The organism is Serratia sp. CoH_122_TC_1, assembly GCF_058191755.1.
The window spans coordinates 82,276-101,755 of record NZ_JBXWLA010000005.1 but is presented as its reverse complement, the minus strand read 5'-3'; the positions used below and the strand labels follow the sequence as shown (position 1 = coordinate 101,755).

The window sequence follows — 19,480 nt, the reverse complement described above, 5'->3', positions numbered from 1 at the left end:
CGCCTGCGAAATTTCATATTTTCCCTCCGCTTCTCGCATATGGCCTGCTTTCACGCCATGCTTATATCCTAAGACGCGGAGAAAATGTCATGAGTAAACAACGAAAATTGACCGAGGCCGATGTCACACCCGAGAGCGTGTTTCATCAGCGCCGCAAAGTGTTGCAGGCATTAGGCATCACCGCCGCTTCACTGGCGTTGCCCACCCCTGCACGGGCTGATTTGCTGTCATGGTTCAAAGGCCACGATCGGCCCAAGGCACCACCGGGCAAACCGCTGACGTTCACCAAGCCTGCGGCCTGGCAATCCCAGCTGGCACTGACGCCGGAAGACAAAGTTTCCGGCTACAACAATTTCTACGAGTTCGGTCTCGATAAGGCCGATCCGGCCGCCAACGCAGGCGGACTGAAGACCGAAGGCTGGAAAGTGCGCATCGACGGCGAAGTGGCTAAGCCCATCACGCTCGACATCGACGATTTAATGAAGCGTTTTCCATTGGAACAGCGTATCTACCGTATGCGCTGCGTGGAAGCCTGGTCGATGGTCGTGCCCTGGATTGGCTTTGAGTTGGGGAAGCTGATCACGCTCGCGGAGCCAAACAGCAATGCACGCTATGTCGCCTTCCAAACGCTGTACGACCCGGAGCAGATGCCGGGCCAGAAAGACCGATTTATCGGCGGTGGCCTGAAGTATCCCTATGTAGAAGGCTTGCGTCTTGATGAGGCGATGAATCCACTGGCATTGCTGACTGTCGGTGTGTACGGCAAGACACTCCCGCCGCAAAACGGTGCGCCACTGCGGCTTATTACCCCGTGGAAATACGGTTTTAAAGGTATTAAGTCGATTGTGCACATCCGTCTGGTACGCGATCAACCGCCGACGACCTGGAATGAGTCTGCGCCAAATGAATACGGTTTCTACGCCAATGTGAATCCGCATGTCGATCACCCGCGCTGGTCTCAGGCCACCGAGCGATTTATCGGCTCCGGCGGTATTTTGGACGTTAAACGCCAGCCGACGCTCCTGTTTAATGGCTATGCCGAACAGGTCGCATCGTTGTATCGCGGTCTCGACCTGCGGGAGAATTTCTAAGTGCGTTTGACCCCAACTCACATCACATGGATCAAGGTCGGCATTTATCTGGCGGCATTTCTGCCTTTCCTCTGGCTGGTGCTGTCGGTAGACCAAGGTTGGTTCAGCGCCGATCCTGCCAAAGATATTCAGCATTTTACCGGCAGAATGACGCTAAAATTGCTGCTGGCAACCTTGGCTATCGCTCCGTTGGCACGCTACGCTCGCCAACCCTTGCTGATACGCTGCCGTCGTTTGGTCGGGCTGTGGTGTTTTGCCTGGGGCACACTGCATCTGATAAGCTATTCGACGCTTGAACTGGGGTTAAGCAATATCGGCCTGCTGGGGCGCGAACTTGTCACCCGTCCGTATTTGACACTCGGCATTATCAGTTGGTTGATCCTACTGGCGCTGGCCGCGACCTCAACGCTGTGGGCTATGCGCAAACTGGGCGCCAAATGGCAGACATTGCATAATTTGGTGTATCTGGTCGCGATCCTGGCTCCGATTCACTACCTGTGGTCGGTAAAAACCTTCTCGCCACAGCCCTTTATTTACGCCCTGCTGGCGGTGTTATTACTGGCACTGCGATACAAGAAATTCCGCAATTGGTGGCGTTAACAGGCGGAACTTTTCTGTGTTCTACCCCTCATAATGCGATAACGCCACCGTCAGTTTGCTGATTTAGGGTTGAATATCTTCGCTGATAAGACCAGTATTTAGCTGCGAATTGCTACGATATCGTTATAATGCCCGACCTTGTTCCTGTTCTCAGGGTGAATTTTCCCCTTAACAGGTGACAAATCGGTGACGTCGGGTTATTTTCTACGATGATGGTTTTATTGCCGGAGATACCAGCACAATGGCGGATAAGTTTCACATTTTGCTTCTGAACGGCCCCAATCTGAATCTGCTGGGGACGCGTGAGCCGGAGAAGTACGGCAGCACGACGTTAACAGAGATTGTTAACGGATTGGAAAACCAGGCATCCACACTGGATATTACCCTGAGCCATCTGCAGTCTAACGCCGAACATGCGCTGATCGACCGCATACATGAAGCGCGCGGCAACACAGATTTTATTCTGATTAACCCTGCCGCGTTCACGCATACCAGCGTGGCGCTGCGTGATGCATTGCTGGCGGTGCAGATCCCGTTTATCGAGATCCACTTGTCCAACGTGCACGCCCGAGAACCTTTCCGCCATCACTCTTACCTCTCCGATATTGCGGTGGGTGTGATTTGCGGCCTCGGCGCGGATGGCTACACATTTGCTTTACAGGCAGCGGTTAACCGTCTGTCGAAAACCCACTAATTGCTACGCAAAAAGAGTACGGAATCACACTCATGGATATTCGTAAAATCAAGAAACTGATCGAACTGGTTGAAGAATCAGGCATTTCTGAACTGGAAATCTCTGAAGGCGAAGAGTCAGTTCGCATCAGCCGCGCCGCACCGGCGCAGGCTTACCCAATGATGCCACAGGCATACGCAATGCCGGCACAGCCGCAGCCAGCACTGGCTACTGCCGTTGCCAGCGCACCAGCCGAAACGCCTGCAGCACCAGCGGCCATGAGTGGCCACGTCGTCCGTTCCCCAATGGTGGGTACTTTCTACCGCACGCCAAGCCCGGATGCGAAAGCCTTCATCGAAGTCGGCCAGAAAGTGAACGCCGGCGACACGCTGTGCATCGTTGAAGCGATGAAAATGATGAACCAGATCGAAGCGGACAAATCCGGCGTAGTGAAAGCTATTCTGGTAGAGAACGGCCAACCGGTAGAATTTGACGAGCCACTGGTCGTCATCGAATAACGAGGCGAACATGCTTGATAAAATTGTTATCGCCAACCGTGGCGAGATCGCACTTCGTATCCTGCGTGCTTGTAAAGAGTTGGGCATCAAAACTGTTGCCGTACACTCCACAGCCGATCGCGATCTGAAACACGTACTGCTGGCTGACGAGACTGTATGTATCGGTCCTGCGCCATCAGTTAAAAGCTATCTGAATATCCCGGCTATCATCTCTGCGGCAGAAATCACCGGCGCAGTGGCGATCCACCCAGGGTATGGCTTCTTGTCTGAAAACGCCGACTTCGCCGAGCAAATCGAGCGTTCTGGCTTTATCTTCATTGGCCCGAAAGCCGAAACTATCCGCCTGATGGGCGACAAGGTTTCTGCTATCAACGCCATGAAGAAAGCCGGTGTACCTTGTGTGCCTGGCTCCGATGGCCCGCTGACCGACGACATGGACAAAAACCGTGCCTTCGCTAAGCGCATCGGCTATCCGGTCATCATCAAGGCATCCGGCGGCGGCGGCGGCCGCGGCATGCGCGTTGTGCGCAGCGACAAAGACCTCGAGCAATCCATCACCATGACCAAAGCGGAAGCCAAAGCGGCTTTCAATAACGACATGGTTTACATGGAAAAATACCTGGAAAACCCACGCCATATCGAAATTCAGATTTTGGCAGACGGTCAGGGTAATGCCATCTATCTGGCCGAGCGCGACTGCTCCATGCAGCGTCGCCACCAGAAAGTGGTTGAAGAGGCTCCGGCACCGGGCATCACCAGCGAAATGCGTCGTTATATCGGCGAGCGTTGTTCGAAGGCCTGTGTGGAAATCGGTTACCGCGGCGCGGGTACTTTCGAGTTCCTGTATGAAAACGGCGAGTTCTATTTCATCGAAATGAACACCCGTATTCAGGTTGAACACCCGGTTACTGAAATGATCACCGGTGTGGATCTGATCAAAGAGCAGCTGCGTATCGCTGCCGGTCAGCCACTGTCGATCAAACAGGACGAAGTGAAGGTTCACGGCCACGCGGTGGAATGCCGTATCAACGCCGAAGACCCGAACACCTTCCTGCCAAGCCCAGGCAAGATCACCCGTTTCCATGCACCAGGTGGTTTCGGCGTGCGTTGGGAATCTCATATTTACGCCGGTTATACCGTACCGCCGTACTATGATTCCATGATCGGCAAACTGATCACGTTCGGTGAAAACCGTGACGTGGCGATTGCCCGCATGAAGAACGCCCTGGCTGAGCTGATCATCGATGGCATCAAAACCAACGTTGAGCTGCAGCAAAAGATCATGAGCGACGAAAATTTCCAGCACGGTGGCACTAACATCCACTATCTGGAGAAGAAGCTGGGTCTGCAGGAAACCTAAGGCAGGCTATTCGCATCGCCTGACAGAAGGCCGGTTAATTGCCGGCCTTTTTCTTTTTTACTCCGGGCGAGGTAACGGCTTGGCAAAATCCGGCCTTGCCGTAGAATTCCCTACCTTTGATAAATCCATCACCGTAAACCTATGGGAGACACTGGTGGAAACTCGCTTTATTCAAGCTCACCGCGAGGCGCGCTGGGCCCTCGGCCTGACGCTGCTTTATCTGTTGGCCTGGTCGCTGGCTGCCTATCTGCCGGACAGCGAATCCGGTATTACCGGCCTGCCACACTGGTTCGAAATGGCCTGCCTGCTGGTGCCGTTGTTGTTTATCGGCCTGTGCTGGCTGATGGTCCGCGGCCTATTCCGCGATATCTCGCTGGAGGACGGTGATGCAAACTGAAGTCATTCTGCCGCTGGTCGCCTATCTGGCGCTGGTGTTCGGGCTGTCAGTTTATGCCTACAGCCGACGCCAAACGGGCAATTTCCTCAGTGAGTACTTCCTTGGCAGCCGCTCAATGGGTGGCTTTGTGCTGGCCATGACGCTGACGGCGACCTATATCAGCGCCAGTTCGTTTATCGGTGGCCCTGGTGCTGCCTATAAATATGGATTGGGCTGGGTGCTACTGGCGATGATCCAACTGCCGGCCGTATGGTTATCACTCGGTGTGCTTGGCAAGAAGTTTGCCATTCTGGCGCGGCGCTACAACGCAATCACCCTCAACGACATGCTATACGGCCGTTACCAAAGCCGACTGCTGGTCTGGCTGGCCAGCCTGAGCCTCTTGGTGGCGTTCCTGGGTGCCATGACGGTGCAGTTTATCGGCGGCGCACGTTTGCTGGAAACCGCTGCCGGTATCCCTTACGACACCGGCCTGCTGATCTTTGGCCTCAGCATCGCGCTATACACCGCCTTCGGCGGTTTCCGCGCCAGCGTGCTAAACGACGCCATGCAAGGATTGGTGATGTTGATCGGCACCGTGCTGTTGCTGGTTGCGGTGATCCACGCCGCGGGTGGCCTGCACAGCGCCGTAGATAAACTGCAACAAATTGATCCCGCACTGGTGTCACCGCAAGGCGGTGAACAGATCCTTAGCCTGCCGTTTATGGCCTCGTTCTGGATCCTGGTGTGCTTTGGTGTGATTGGCCTGCCGCATACTGCGGTGCGCTGCATTTCGTATAAAGACAGCAAAGCGGTACACCGCGGCATCATCCTCGGTACCATGGTGGTGGCGGTGCTGATGTTCGGCATGCACCTGGCCGGTGCGCTGGGCCGTGCAGTGCTGCCGGATCTGAAAATCCCGGATCAGGTAATCCCTACGCTGATGATCACCGTGTTGCCGCCGTATGCTGCCGGTATCTTCCTGGCCGCGCCGATGGCGGCAATCATGTCGACCATTAACGCTCAACTGCTGCAATCTTCCGCCACTATTATTAAAGATCTCTATCTTGGCGTGCGTCCTCAGCAAATGCAGAACGAGCGTTTGATCAAGCGCTTCTCCAGCCTGACCACGCTGGTGCTTGGCTTGCTGGTGCTGCTGGCGGCCTGGCGGCCACCGGAAATGATCATCTGGCTGAATCTGCTGGCGTTTGGCGGCCTGGAGGCCGTCTTCCTGTGGCCGCTGGTATTGGGCCTGTACTGGGAACGCGCTAACGCGCAGGGCGCCCTTAGCTCAATGGTGACAGGTGCGGTATGCTATACGCTATTGGCCAGCTTCAAGCTGCAGTTGGCGGGGCTCCATCCTATCGTGCCTTCACTGCTGCTGGGCTTGCTGGCGTTTTATATCGGTAACGTCGTCGGCGAAAAACGCCGAGTGGCGTCATCATTACCCTCTTAAAGAGAATTGTTATGCCTTGGATCCAACTCAAACTGAATACTACCGGCAGCCAGGCAGAAGACCTGAGCGATGCACTGGTTGAAAGCGGTGCGGTATCGGTGACCTTTCAGGACACCCACGACAACCCGGTGTTCGAACCGCTGCCAGGCGAGACCTTGCTGTGGGGCGATACCGATGTGATCGGGCTGTACGATGCTGAAACCGACATGACCGACGTGGTGGCAATGCTGGAACAGCATCCATTGCTGGGTGCCGGCTTCCGCCACAAGATCGAACAACTGGAAGACAAGGACTGGGAACGTGAGTGGATGGATAACTTCCACCCAATGCGCTTCGGCGAGCGTCTGTGGATTTGCCCAAGCTGGCGTGATGTGCCCGATCCTAACGCGGTCAACGTGATGCTGGACCCAGGTCTGGCGTTCGGTACCGGCACCCACCCAACCACCGCGCTGTGTCTGCAATGGCTGGACGGCCTCGATCTGGCCGGTAAAACCATCATCGACTTCGGCTGTGGTTCAGGCATCCTGGCGATTGCTGCCCTGAAGCTCGGTGCAGCACGCGCTATCGGCATCGATATCGATCCCCAAGCCATTCAGGCCAGTCGTGATAACGCACAGCGTAACGGCGTTTCAGAGCGTCTGGAGCTGTATCTGCCAAAAGACCAACCTGCAGACTTGCTGGCTGACGTGGTCGTCGCAAACATTCTGGCTGGCCCATTACGCGAGTTGGCGCCGCTGATCGGTTGCCTGCCAAAGTCGGGCGGCTATCTGGGGCTGTCAGGCGTATTGGCCACGCAGGCAAGCAGCGTGGCGCAAGCCTATGAAGACAAATTCACTCTCGATCCGGTCGCGGAACGTGAAGAATGGTGTCGTATCACGGGCCAGCGTAAGTAATCAGAAAGAGTACTCTGATAAAAAACCACCGGTAACTTAGAGCGTTACGGTGGTTTTTTTATTCTGTCTTATCACGCAATGGCGATGTCCTTATGCGCCAGTGTCACCACGGAAGTGTCACCTGAAACGACAGACTCTTCGCCAGAATGTCCCCCCAGCAATCTCAGCATAATTAGGTCAATTCTCAACGGAATCGCCTGATAGATGCCGTATATTGCGGCCTATCTCTGGCTGAATCGAGACTCATTACAGATAAAATTCTGTTGTATGGGGAATATTTTACCGCATACAAATTAAGCACTTTTCGTCAACTCATTGTTAAATATATATAATATTTTTATGAATCCTGACAAAGCGCATTTTGATTGCCGAATAACGGCCAATTGGTCAAAGTTTGGCCTTTCATCTCAACGCAAAAATGCGTAATATACGCGCCCTTGCGGACACAGTATGGTTACTCTTTGTCTATGCGCATTGGACACCACCAGCTTACAAATTGCCTGATTGCGGCCCCGATGGCCGGCATTACAGATCGCCCATTTAGAACCCTATGTCATGCAATGGGTGCTGGGATGGCTGTATCCGAAATGCTCTCCTCCAATCCGGAGGTGTGGCGGACGGATAAGTCGCGTCTGCGTATGGTACATAGCGATGAACCCGGGATCCGTTCCGTGCAGATTGCCGGATGCGACCCAGATGATATGGCTGCCGCTGCACGTATTAACGTGGCCAGCGGTGCGCAGATCATCGACATCAATATGGGATGCCCGGCCAAAAAAGTGAACCGGAAGCTTGCAGGGTCTGCATTGCTGCAGTACCCGGATCTGGTTAAACAGATCCTCCACGCAGTGGTTAATGCTGTGGATGTGCCGGTTACGCTTAAGATTCGCACCGGCTGGGCGCCAGAACACCGTAACTGTGTAGAGATTGCCCAACTGGCCGAAGATTGTGGTATACAAGCCCTGACTATTCATGGCCGAACCCGTGCCTGCCTGTTCAACGGCAACGCGGAGTACGACAGCATTCGGGCAGTTAAGCAGAGTGTTTCCATTCCAATTATCGCGAATGGAGACATTACTGACCCGCATAAAGCCAGAGCAGTGCTCGACTACACTGGGGCTGATGCCCTGATGATAGGCCGCGCTGCTCAGGGGAGACCCTGGATCTTCCGGGAAATCCAGCATTATCTGGACACTGGGGAACTGCTGCCCCCTCTGCCGCTTGGCGAGGTTAAGCGTTTGTTGATAGGGCATATTCGGGAATTGCACGGCTTTTATGGCCAAGGCAAGGGATTCCGAATTGCTCGTAAGCACGTATCCTGGTATCTCCAGGAGCACGCCCCGAATGACCAGTTTCGGCGCACATTCAACGCCATAGAGGATGCCAGCGAACAGCTGGAGGCGTTGGAGGCATATTTCGAAAATCTTGCGTAACAAAAAAGAGCTGACAGAACTATGTTCGAACAACGCGTAAATTCTGACGTACTGACCGTTTCTACCGTGAACTCACAGGATCAAGTGACTCAAAAGCCTCTGCGTGACTCGGTTAAACAAGCACTGAAGAACTATTTTGCTCAACTGAATGGTCAAGACGTTAACGACCTGTATGAGCTGGTATTGGCTGAAGTTGAACAGCCACTGTTGGACATGGTGATGCAATACACCCGTGGCAACCAGACCCGTGCCGCCCTGATGATGGGCATCAACCGTGGTACGCTGCGTAAGAAATTGAAAAAATACGGCATGAACTGATACTAGTCAGTTAGCATGTTGAAAAGGCGCAACCTCGCAAGAGGCGGCGCCTTTTTCTTATTCGGCGTTATATCAATCGTCTGTCAATACGAATGAGAATATTCGTATGCCACTCTACCTTTAGAGCTCGTATTCTGTGATAGAATACACATTCCTAGAGCCGCCTTCGCTGGCCTACAGCCATCCTTCCGAAGCCTGATAGCAGCGCGAACCGCCCTTCGAGTGTAAAGATTTAGTCAATTATGGAATCTGGCTAAACGATAGTGATGTCTGGGTGTCTGAGTGGTTGTATCGCAAGTGAGTGGATCCTTATGCGTTACAGGTTGCTGCCCCCTTAATGCATAAATGAGTTTATATGAAGCGTCCGCAAAAATTCAAATTGGCCTTGCTGCACCCGCGCTACTGGTTTACCTGGTTCGGTTTGGCTTGCCTGTTCCTGCTGGTTCAACTCCCCTACCCACTGCTGCACAAACTGGGTGTGTGGATGGGGCGCACCTCGATGCGGTTCCTTAAACGTCGGGTTTCCATTACCCGCCGTAACCTGGAACTGTGTTTCCCAGACATGGAAGAAGCGCAACGCGAGCGCAAAGTGGTCGGCAACTTCGAATCCCTCGGTATGGGCCTGCTGGAAACGGGCATGGCTTGGTTCTGGTCAGATAAACGCGTCAAACGCTGGTTCAACGTTTCCGGTATTAATCACCTGAAAATCGCACAGCAGAATCAGCGTGGCGTTCTCGTCATTGGCGTGCACTTTATGTCACTGGAGCTGGGCGGCCGTGCCATGGGGCTCTGCCAGCCAATGATGGCAATGTACCGCCCACACAACAATAAAGCGATGGAGTGGGCGCAAACCAAAGGCCGCATGCGTTCCAATAAAGCCATGCTCGATCGCAAAGATCTGCGCGGCATGGTTCAGGCTCTCAAACGCGGCGAAGCCGTGTGGTTCGCTCCGGACCAAGATTACGGCCCACGTGGCAGCGTGTTCGCTCCGCTGTTTGCTGTCGATCAAGCCGCCACCACCAGCGGTACCTTTATGCTGGCACGCATGGCCAAACCCGCGCTGGTGCCGGTCGTCTTGATTCGCCGTGAGAAAGGCCGGGGTTATGATTTATTGATCCAACCGGCACTGGAGAATTACCCTATTGGCGATGAGATCGCCGCAGCGGCATACATGAATAAAGTGGTGGAGCAAGAGATCATGCGCGCACCAGAACAGTATATGTGGCTGCACCGCCGCTTCAAAACCCGTCCAGCCGGTGCCCCGTCGCTCTACTGAGCCAACACTCGATTTCCCAAGCCCGGCAAACGCCGGGCTTTTTTGTGCGCAGCGTTTGAAAACCTGAAGATTGGCACTCAGCTTTACTGTAATCTCCTTTTTTACCCGCACAGGAAAAAGAAATGATGAAAGCTCAAGTTCGCATTGCTCTGGTCGGTGATTACCTGCCTCAGGCTGTCTCTCACCAAGCCATCCCGATTGCTCTTCAACTCACTGCTGCACACCTTGACGTCGATATTCAATCCCGCTGGCTACCTACAGAGACCATTACCGATACCTCAGTGCTGCAAGATTTTGATGCAATCTGGGTAGTGCCTGGTAGCCCATATACTCATGATGACGGCGCCTTCATGGCAATCCGCTATGCGCGTGAGCAAAACATCCCCTTCCTGGGCTCCTGTGGCGGATTCCAGTATGCCATTGTGGAATACGCCCGTAACGTCATGGGTTGGCACGATGCTGGCCATGCAGAAACTGACAGTGGCGGTCGATTGGTCATCGCGCCTCTGAGCTGTTCGTTGGTCGAAAAGAGCGGCACTATTATTTTCCAACCGGGTACGCTGGCTGCCCGCACTTATGGGAAGCTTGAAACGCACGAAGGCTATCACTGCAATTTTGGTGTTAATCCCGAGTTTGTCGCCGATTTACAGCAACATCCTCTCATTATCAGCGGCCACGACAGCGAAGGTGATGTGCGATCGGTAGAGCTGCCAGGGCACCGCTTTTACGCTGCCACTTTGTTCCAGTCCGAACGGGCCGCATTACGCAACGAACTGTCCCCGCTGGTCGTGGCATTGATCAAAACCGCAGCCAACGTTTAATCAACAAAGATTGAGATATAGGGGCCATGCCATCATGGCCCCATTAATAATGGCACTTTCTCAGACCAGCAGTAAATTGACTTATTATAAAAACATATTGTTCATTCCAATTTAATTTAATTGTCATTTTTATGCCCCCCGCTAGATGCACAGACATGAAAAACTCATCAATAATTAAATAAGTGGATAAAACTCTTATTTATTACCAAATAATATATCATTAGCAACTCTGATGCTTAAAGTGATTGGAATATCTATCGACGACATCCTGGCAGTGTTCAAATAGGTAACCTGGTACGCACGTTCACTTTTCACTGCCGAAAAACTCGAGATAAAATCGACATCAGCCATCGATACATTGCAGAATAAACCTCTCCCACCGCCAATGCTTAAGTGAAAATAAAACCATTAAAAACAACCAATTAAACAAAATAACGCAAGCTAGCCATCATTTCAAATCGGCATTATCCAGTTAAAAAACAATTTTTAATTCCCATTAATAACATGACTAATTATTAATAACGGAATAAGAAATATGTAAACAATTAAATGAATTATATGTGCATACTGAATTATTTATTCAGACAATTAAAAATGTTTAATGTAAAATTGGGCGGATTTAATATCACCTCTTATAATGTTCGAGTACTTACCGACTACGCATCTATTTAAGTCGATTCTTTCCTGTATTTTGGAGGTGGTTCCGTGTCCGCTTATTCTCTCACGACGGTACAACAGGCCGTATGGTTAGATCAGACCTTAAACCCTGATATTCCACTGTATAATGTAGGGTGCCTCTGGCGCGTGGATAAAGAGATTTCTTTCCCACTGTTTAAAGAAGCTATCCAGTATATTCAACAGCAGCATGACGCGTTACAAACCGCGCTGAAGGAAACACCACAAGGCGTCATTCAACGCCCACTCAGTCAAAAATCCATTGAACTTCACTACAACGATTTTTCGCACCAGGAAGATGCAGCCAGTCAGGCCCAGAACCATCTGCGAGAAATATTTATCCAACCTTATCAACTCTATGAAGACCTGCTATGGCGTTGTCATTTGACCAAAATAGATGATTCAACAACGCTATGGTTATTGGCGTCTCATCACCTGATTGCGGATGGCACGTCGATCTCGTTATTAAGCCGAATGATTATGGATCGGTATAAGCAGCTAAAACTGGGGCAGAAGAGTGAAATAAGCCACTCACGCTACAGCGATTTCGTGGTTAGCGATCTTGCCTACCTTCAGTCATCACGCTATCAGCGCGATCGGGATTGGTGGCTCGAACGCTTTGCAGCAGCCCCGCCATCCGTATTGGAACGCCGCCCCAATTACACCGAGCAACAAACCTATCCCAGCAGCCAAATCATCAAGCGTTTACCGCGAGAACGCTTCTTGCAGTTGGAGCGCTATGCCGCTCATCACGGTGGCTCGGCAATGCACTTCATGGTGGCTCTGCTTGCCAGTTGGTTCGCGCGCATTTGGCAGGTGGATAATGTCACCATCGGTGTGCCGGTGCATAACCGCAGCACCAGCGATCATAAACAGACGCTGGGCATGTTCTCCTCCATGATCCCGCTTAATATCAACGTGGACGTGCAAGAGCCCTTTTCCCATCTGTTACAGCATATTGGCAGCGAGCTGCGTAAATGCTACCGCCATCAGCGGTTTCCTATCGCCGAACTTAACCGCCAACTGAATTTGCACCAACAGGGAAGACGCCAGCTATTTGACATCAGCTTTTCGTTGGAAGTCTTCCCGACAGACATTGAGCTGGAGGGGAGTCAGTTTAAAGTTGAGAACATGCATCATGGCTATGAACAATTGCCATTGGGCATCTACCTACGTCACTACCACCCAGGCGATGATCCTGTACTGGAGTTTAATCTCAATCAGGCTTGGTTTAGTCATGAAGACGGTGAGCGCATTGCCAATCGCGTCGTCCAAATACTCGATACCTTGTTAGACGGCGATGCTAATCTGCCCTTGGGGCAACTGCCGCTGTTACTGCCTGCTGAACAGCAGCATATTTTTCACGAATGGAATAATACGCAGCAATCCTGGGCCACGCCGCAGGGCATTCATCAATTACTAGAACAACAGGTATTACGTACACCAAACGCGCCTGCGCTGAGCTATGAGCGGCAGCAGATAAGCTATTTGCAGTTGAACCAGCAGGCAAACCAGTTGGCCAGTTTTCTACGCCAGCAAGGGACGCAGCCTGATGACCGCATCGCCGTTTGCGTCAATCGCAGCCCTGAAATGGTGACAGCGCTGTATGCCATTTTGAAGTCTGGCGCAGCTTATGTCCCTATTGATCCCGATTATCCGCAAGACCGTTTGCGTCATATGCTGCAGGATTGCGGTGCAAAATACATCCTGATCGACCCGGCGGGCGAACAGGCATTGAATCCCATCTGCGATGTCGCTATTCCACGGCTGCACCTGCAACATGATAGCCATCTGTGGCAACAAGAACCCAAGGACAATCTTGCACCGCCAGGGTCTGAGCCACAGCGCAGCCTGGCGTATGTGATCTATACCTCAGGTTCGACCGGGAAACCCAAGGGCGTCATGAATGAACACCGCGGAGTTATCAACCGCCTGCTCTGGATGCAGCACGCTTATCCGCTGACGCACGACGATGTGGTATTGCAAAAAACACCGTTCAGTTTTGACGTCTCCGTCTGGGAGTTCTTCTGGCCGCTCATGGTCGGCGCACAGTTAGCCATTGCCAAACCTGGCGGCCATCAAGACCCCGACTACCTCAGTAGCTGTATCGCACAACACCGCGTAACCACACTGCATTTTGTCCCCTCAATGCTGCAATTGTTTCTGCGTCACGGCGAAATGGCGCAGTGTGATTCCTTGCGCCGTATCATGTGCAGTGGCGAGGCATTGCCACTTGCCACCGTGCACCGCTGCCTGCAACAGTTACCCCAGGCGGAATTGCACAATCTCTACGGACCAACGGAAGCCGCCGTGGATGTATCCAGCTGGCAATGCCACCCCAATGACGAACGGGCATTGGTGCCTATTGGCAAACCGATCGCCAACACGCAACTCCATATTCTGGATGCTCAGTTACAACCCCTTCCGCCTGGTGTTGCTGGCGAATTACATATCGGGGGTATTCAGGTTGCACGCGGTTACCTGAATCGGCCAGAGCTAAACGCCGAACGTTTTATTGCCGATCCTTTCAGCGCTGATCCTCAGGCTCGTCTGTATAAGACGGGTGACCTTGCCCGCTGGTTGCCAGATGGCAACATTGAATACCTGGGCAGAAATGACTTTCAGGTCAAGATCCATGGGGTGCGCATTGAACTGGGTGAAATAGAGCAGCAACTACGCCAATGCGAAGGCGTTGAGGACGCCGCAATACTGGCGAGAGAAGATGGGCATGGAGGAAAACGCCTGGTGGCTTATGTCGTCGCTTCGGATGAGGGCTCGCACTCAGCACAATGGCGCCTTCAGTTACAGCAACACTTGCCCGATTACATGGTGCCTTCCACCTTTGTCAGGCTCAAGGCTCTGCCACTGTCACCCAACGGTAAGTTAGATCGCAAAGCCTTGCCGGCCCCCGCACCGCTCACACAGGTTTCGTTGCAATATGAAGCCCCTCAAACCGCATTAGAACAACAGCTTGCCGCATTGTGGTCGGAATTGCTCGGCGTCACGCAGATTGGTCTGGACGATGATTTCTTTGAACTCGGTGGCCATTCGCTGCATGCCATTCAACTTTTGGTCAAACTGAAGCGCTGTGGGTATCCGGTGGTGATAAAAACCCTGTTTGCTCACCCAACGTTGCGCGCGCAAGCTCGCGCATTGACGGCAGAAACAGTCTCTGATGCCACCGCCCCGATTTCTGCTGCGCCTCTGCAGCAGTTGCTGGCGCGGCTAAATCAAACCAACTTTAACTTTAAACAGGTGATGCGCCTTAATCGGACCATTGCCGCCGACGATATCTGGATGGTTCATCCTGCGGTAACCGGGTGCGATATTTACCATGATTTGGCGATCTCGCTCGAGGGGGCTTTCAACGTCTTGGGGATCAACAATCACAATTTGTTTATCCACCCGCATATCACCTCATTGCGCGAATTGGCATCCCATTACCTTGGCCATATGAAGCTGTCACCTACCCGCCCCGTGCGCCTATTAGGGTGGTCACTTGGGGGGCTGATTGCTCTGGAAATAGCCGCGCAGCTTGAAAGCCGAGGCTTCCGTGACATCCAGGTATTTTTGCTGGATACCTTCTATCAAACGGCCTTCCAGATCCGCAGTGAGCCAGGGTTGCTGGCGGCTATGCTGGCCATGCTGGGCATTGAGGGTGACGCTGCCGCCAGAGCATTGCGTGCGGAGCCGACCGAGCTATCCCTGAATAAGGAGACGCTCAGCGCCCCCTTGCAGCACGCACGCATCACGCTTTTCAAGGCAACGGAAGACGTGAACTTGAGTATGACCGACCAGGGAGATGGGCAGGAACTTTTGGCGATTGCGGACAACGGACTGTCTTCGATTAGTCACCATTTGCACATACAGCCACTGGCCTGTAACCATCATTCCATTATTTTCAGCCATGACGAAATCGGCCGCGTGTTACGTGAGTCCACACGCTCTCCCGCTATACCGACCGACATTCGTTGACCTAACCAACAGCCTGCGGCGCATCTTGCGCCGCAGGTTTACCACATCAATTGTCCAATCAAGGGGGCGGCAATAACCGTAATAATCCCCGCTAACATCATCACCAGACTGGATACAACCCCCTCTTCTTGCCCCATTTCATACGCCTTTGCCGTTCCTGCACCGTGCGAGGATGCTCCTAACCCAGCCCCCTTCGCAAGGCGACTGCGCACCGCCAGCCGCAAAAACAGGATGTCGCCCACCGCCATGCCAAACACCCCGGTGATCACAACAAACAGGGCTACCAGATCCGGTTGCCCCCCCATTTGCTTGGCAGCCTCCAGCGCAAACGGCGTGGTGATCGAACGCACAGCCAGACTGCGCTGAACCTCTTCCGGCAGCGTCAACAAACGCGCAAGCCATACCGAGCTGTAAACCGCAACCAACACCGCCGTCAGTACCCCAGCACTGAGCGACAACCAGTGACGGCGGATAATATGCACGTTCTCGTACACCGGTACCGCAAAGGCGATAGTGGCGGGGCCTAATAACCACAGCAGCCAGTGCGTTTCGCCAATGTAATCCTGATATGAGGTATGGGTCACCACCAGCAACAGCACCAGGATCATTGGCGTCAGGACCAGCGGCATCAACAACAGAGTACGGCGGCGGCGATAAAGCCTTTTATTGGCGAAATACAATGCCAATGTCGCCAAAAAACAGAGAACACTGAGGATAAAATCATGCATCGCACTGCTTCCGGCGACGTAACCAAATCTCCAGACGGTAGACACGATCAACCACCAATCCGGTCGCCCCCAGCGTCAACATGGTGCTGATCGCAATCACCAAAAAAATCTTCCAGCCTTCCACCATCAATAATTGGGCATAGTTGACTACGGCGACCACTGCCGGTACGAAGAACAGCAGCATCTCAGCCAGCAACCAGCGAGAACCAGCCTTAACCCAGTTCAACGGCAAAATGCGCAGCAGGATCAACGCCAACATCATCAACATGCCGACAATATTGGCAGGCAGCGGCAGATGAAACTGTTGCACGAGCCGATCGGCGATCAGAAATAGCCCCGCATACAACGCAACCTGGATCGGCACCTGTAGTCGATTCAATACGCTGGGGGCAGCATGGCGTAACGCCAGTAACATGGAAACCAACCTCAAACAAAAATTCACGGTTTACAGTATACGCAGCCAGGAAACCTGGCCTGAAATGAATTAAAATCATTAATATCATGCCATCAGGGAATAGTTTCCCGCCGGTATTGCCCCTGAGGAGAACCCAACGTGGATGTCCGCACTCTGCGCTACTTCGTGGAAGTCGTGCGCCAGCAAAGCTTTACCCGCGCAGCGGAAAAGCTGTTCGTCACACAACCAACCATCAGCAAAATGCTACGTAATCTGGAAGAGGAACTGGAGTGCACGTTGCTGATCCGCGAGGGGCGTAAACTGCATCTGACCGACAGCGGCCAGGCGGTATACCAGCGTGGGCTGGCAATCCTCGATGAATTTCGCCAGTTGGAGGCGGAGCTGGAAGACATCAGCTCCGTCAAAAAAGGCGTGCTGAGACTGGGTATCCCGCCGATGGTTGGTCGGCAGATCGCCGATTTGATCCGCCAGTTCCGCCAAACCTATCCCGGCATTGAGCTGAAAATTTCCGAGTTGGGTGGGTTATCGGTTGAGCAAGCCGTGATGTCGGGCGAGCTGGATTTGGCAATGACCATATTGCCGGTTGATACGGAACAGCCGCTGACGTTCTTGCCGCTCCTCGACCATCCGATGTGTGTCGTCACACCGCGCACCCCACACTGGCTTAATCGCACCAGCATTAATATCACCGAATTGGCCGAATGGCCGATCCTGATTTATAACGAAGACTTTTCACTGTACAAAATGTTGATGAAGGCTTTCCGTCAGGCGGGTTTTGAGCCACAAATTGCCGTGCGCAGCGGGCAGTGGGATTTCTTGGCTTCAATGGTTCAGGCCGGAGTCGGTATCGCCACCTTACCGGAGCCGGTTTGTCAGTGGCTGGATAAGGAAAACCTGATCTGGCTGCCCCTGGAGCCGCGTATGGAATGGAAGGTCGGATTGATCTGGCGTCAAGGCAATTACCTGTCGCACAGCGCCCAGGCGTGGATCGCCTGCTGCCGCGACTACTGGCCACCCACCAAGTAAAAAGGGCCGCTTCCGCGGCCCGTTGGCGATTACCCTTCGCGCTCGATCAACAGCGCTTCCAGCAGGTCGAGATCGTGCAGCAGTTTTTGCAGCGTCTCATTGCTGATTTTCTGCGTGGCACGCAGATGGTACAACTCACCCCGCTCCGCACGTAGCGCCGTCAGGCGGAAGCGTCGTTCGAGGTTTTCCAGCATCAGCGCATTTTCGATATCGTCTTTGGTGGTGATACGCCGCCGCAGCGTTCCCACCACGCGCGAGCTAATCTCTTTCAACACCTGAGGATCAATGTTTTCTTCGGTATCAACGGCCAACCGTTCTTCCATTTTGTTGATACTTTCGATCGCCACTTCAGCCGCCATAGCAATCGCCATCCGTTCTTCACTCTTGCTGACGCTCTTGTCTGCCACCTGCACCCCGCGCAATAACAGCGGTAGCGCCATGACGCCGGCAATCAGCGAAAGCAAGATTACCCCGGCGGCAATAAACACAAGCTGGTAGCGTGCCGGGAAGGCCGTACCATCACTCAACAGCAAGGGAATCGACAGCACACCGGCTAACGTAATCGCCCCACGCACTCCGGCGAAGGATGCAACCCAGAGTTCACGGGTACTGAAATCACCAAACTGCAACGGCCGTTTTTTCATAAAGCGGCGGCTGGCGTTTTTCATCAACCATAGCCAGGTGAAACGCAGCACCAGCAACGCGGCGTAGATAATGGCCACATCGGCAAACAGGTACCAGGTCTGAATGGTCGGATCCAGCTCTGCCTGCAAGATAGAGGTCTCCAGGATCCCCGGCAGTTGCAGACCCAACATGATGAAGACCATGCCGTTAAACACAAACTCCAGCATCGCCCAAACGCTATTGGCCCGCAGGCGCATCGCCAGCGGGGCGTTGCGGATCACGCCAGACTGGCTGATGGTCATCCCCGCAGCAACGGCGGCCAAGATGCCAGAAACGCCGATGTGTTCGGCAATCAAATACGAGGCGAAGGGTAATAACAGCAGGAACACGATTTGCGTCGCCGGGTCATCCCCACTCCAGCGGCTCATCACACGCAACGATTTACTGTAGAGCCAAGTGACGGCGACCCCAGCCAATAGGCCGCCAATCGCCACTTTGAGGAATTCGAGCGTCGCGCCCCCGACGGTAAACACCATGGTCCCCATCGCCACTGCAATCGCAAATTTGAGTGACACCAGGCCGGACGCATCATTCATCAGCGCCTCGCCTTCCAGCACGCCCATGATCGGCTTCGGTATCCGCCCTTTACCAACAATACCGGACAGCGCCACGGCATCGGTGGGTGACAATACGGCAGCCAGCGCAAACGCCGCCACCAGCGGGATACCCGGTACCATGGCGTAAATCAGGTAACCGACACCAACCACAGTAATCAACACCAGCACCAGCGCCAGGCCCAGGATTTCGCGTCCGTGGTGCAGGAATTCTCGCGTGGGGGTTTTCCAACCATCAGCAAACAGCAAGGGTGGAATAAACAATACCAGGAACAATTCAGGGTCGAAATCGACGTGTAACCCGAAATGCGGCCAGGCCAGCAGGGCCCCGATACCGATTTGCATTAACGGCAGTGGTACCTGGAACGGCAACATGCGCGTCACCACCCCTGACAGGGAGACCACCAAAATTAAAATGAGGATTGTAAAAAAGATTTCCATGCTTTCCTTAGACTCTAGGGTTCAGACTGCATCTCTGAGTATGCCCCGATAGTAGATCACTTTTTTTACAGCGGTTAAAGCTTGTTGTGCCTTTCAAATTGCAGCACAGACAGAAGGAGACTTATCTGAAGCGGAGATAAAACATCCCCCGCCGAATCGACGGGGGA

Annotated in this window: 17 protein-coding genes; 14 read left to right on the top strand and 3 right to left on the bottom strand. The window is 53.3% G+C overall.

What is annotated here, in order from left to right; all coding sequences use genetic code 11:
- The first annotated feature begins 89 nt into the window (after positions 1-89).
- The 13 genes from msrP to AC2FC2_RS07975 all read left to right on the top strand — a co-directional run bounded on the left by msrP (position 90) and on the right by AC2FC2_RS07975 (position 15,465).
- On the top strand, positions 90-1,091 hold the full coding sequence (gene msrP / locus AC2FC2_RS08035; protein WP_209637070.1) for a protein-methionine-sulfoxide reductase catalytic subunit MsrP: 1,002 nt from the start codon (positions 90-92) through the stop codon (positions 1,089-1,091).
- A complete protein-coding gene (msrQ, locus tag AC2FC2_RS08030; protein WP_209637068.1) occupies positions 1,092-1,691 on the top strand; it encodes a protein-methionine-sulfoxide reductase heme-binding subunit MsrQ in 600 nt (199 codons plus the stop codon).
- A gap of 241 nt (positions 1,692-1,932) precedes the next feature.
- Entirely contained in the window at positions 1,933-2,385 is a 453-nt protein-coding gene (aroQ, locus tag AC2FC2_RS08025; RefSeq protein ID WP_265555877.1) for a type II 3-dehydroquinate dehydratase, read from the top strand.
- Positions 2,386-2,417: 32 nt separating this feature from the next.
- Positions 2,418-2,882, top strand: coding sequence for an acetyl-CoA carboxylase biotin carboxyl carrier protein (gene accB, locus AC2FC2_RS08020; RefSeq protein WP_020832085.1), 465 nt, complete (start codon positions 2,418-2,420; stop codon positions 2,880-2,882).
- A 10-nt stretch (positions 2,883-2,892) separates the two neighbouring features.
- Positions 2,893-4,242: an acetyl-CoA carboxylase biotin carboxylase subunit gene (gene accC / locus AC2FC2_RS08015; RefSeq protein ID WP_037416206.1), complete on the top strand. Its 1,350-nt coding sequence runs from the start codon at positions 2,893-2,895 to the stop codon at positions 4,240-4,242.
- Positions 4,243-4,396: 154 nt separating this feature from the next.
- Entirely contained in the window at positions 4,397-4,639 is a 243-nt protein-coding gene (locus AC2FC2_RS08010; RefSeq protein WP_209637623.1) for a YhdT family protein, read from the top strand.
- The gene (gene panF, locus AC2FC2_RS08005) at positions 4,629-6,074 is read left to right on the top strand and encodes a sodium/pantothenate symporter (RefSeq protein WP_209637064.1); all 1,446 of its coding nucleotides are present in this window, start codon (positions 4,629-4,631) and stop codon (positions 6,072-6,074) included. The genes AC2FC2_RS08010 and panF overlap by 11 nt, the downstream gene beginning before the upstream one ends.
- Positions 6,075-6,085: 11 nt before the next feature.
- Positions 6,086-6,967 carry a 50S ribosomal protein L11 methyltransferase gene (prmA, locus tag AC2FC2_RS08000; protein ID WP_209637062.1) on the top strand — a complete coding sequence of 294 codons (882 nt, stop codon included), beginning with the start codon at positions 6,086-6,088 and terminating at the stop codon, positions 6,965-6,967.
- 467 nt (positions 6,968-7,434) lie between these two features.
- Positions 7,435-8,400, top strand: a complete 966-nt coding sequence (gene dusB / locus AC2FC2_RS07995; protein WP_037416196.1) for a tRNA dihydrouridine synthase DusB — start codon at positions 7,435-7,437, stop codon at positions 8,398-8,400.
- 21 nt (positions 8,401-8,421) lie between these two features.
- Positions 8,422-8,718 (top strand): DNA-binding transcriptional regulator Fis, encoded by a 297-nt coding sequence (gene fis, locus AC2FC2_RS07990; protein WP_000462905.1) that lies wholly within the window; start codon positions 8,422-8,424, stop codon positions 8,716-8,718.
- 355 nt (positions 8,719-9,073) lie between these two features.
- A complete protein-coding gene (lpxP, locus tag AC2FC2_RS07985) occupies positions 9,074-9,994 on the top strand; it encodes a kdo(2)-lipid IV(A) palmitoleoyltransferase (RefSeq protein WP_209637060.1) in 921 nt (306 codons plus the stop codon).
- Between the two features lie 122 nt (positions 9,995-10,116).
- Positions 10,117-10,815, top strand: a complete 699-nt coding sequence (locus AC2FC2_RS07980) for a CTP synthase C-terminal region-related (seleno)protein (protein ID WP_490659052.1) — start codon at positions 10,117-10,119, stop codon at positions 10,813-10,815.
- A gap of 705 nt (positions 10,816-11,520) precedes the next feature.
- The gene (locus tag AC2FC2_RS07975) at positions 11,521-15,465 is read left to right on the top strand and encodes a non-ribosomal peptide synthetase (RefSeq protein ID WP_490659051.1); all 3,945 of its coding nucleotides are present in this window, start codon (positions 11,521-11,523) and stop codon (positions 15,463-15,465) included.
- A 38-nt stretch (positions 15,466-15,503) separates the two neighbouring features.
- On the opposite strand, the gene AC2FC2_RS07970 is transcribed toward AC2FC2_RS07975, so the two are convergent.
- Together AC2FC2_RS07970 and AC2FC2_RS07965 are read right to left on the bottom strand one after the other, a co-directional pair.
- Positions 15,504-16,193: an LrgB family protein gene (locus tag AC2FC2_RS07970; RefSeq protein WP_490659050.1), complete on the bottom strand. Its 690-nt coding sequence runs from the start codon at positions 16,191-16,193 to the stop codon at positions 15,504-15,506.
- Complete coding sequence (locus tag AC2FC2_RS07965) at positions 16,186-16,608, bottom strand: CidA/LrgA family protein (RefSeq protein ID WP_490659049.1); 423 nt, start codon at positions 16,606-16,608, stop codon at positions 16,186-16,188. Before AC2FC2_RS07965 ends, AC2FC2_RS07970 begins: the two co-directional genes overlap by 8 nt.
- Before the next feature lie 138 nt (positions 16,609-16,746).
- Between AC2FC2_RS07965 and AC2FC2_RS07960 the strand changes: the two genes are divergently transcribed.
- Positions 16,747-17,634 (top strand): LysR family transcriptional regulator, encoded by an 888-nt coding sequence (locus AC2FC2_RS07960; RefSeq protein WP_265556951.1) that lies wholly within the window; start codon positions 16,747-16,749, stop codon positions 17,632-17,634.
- Positions 17,635-17,663: 29 nt separating this feature from the next.
- On the opposite strand, the gene AC2FC2_RS07955 is transcribed toward AC2FC2_RS07960, so the two are convergent.
- On the bottom strand, positions 17,664-19,313 hold the full coding sequence (locus AC2FC2_RS07955) for a Na+/H+ antiporter (protein WP_209637049.1): 1,650 nt from the start codon (positions 19,311-19,313) through the stop codon (positions 17,664-17,666).
- Positions 19,314-19,480 lie beyond the last annotated feature (167 nt).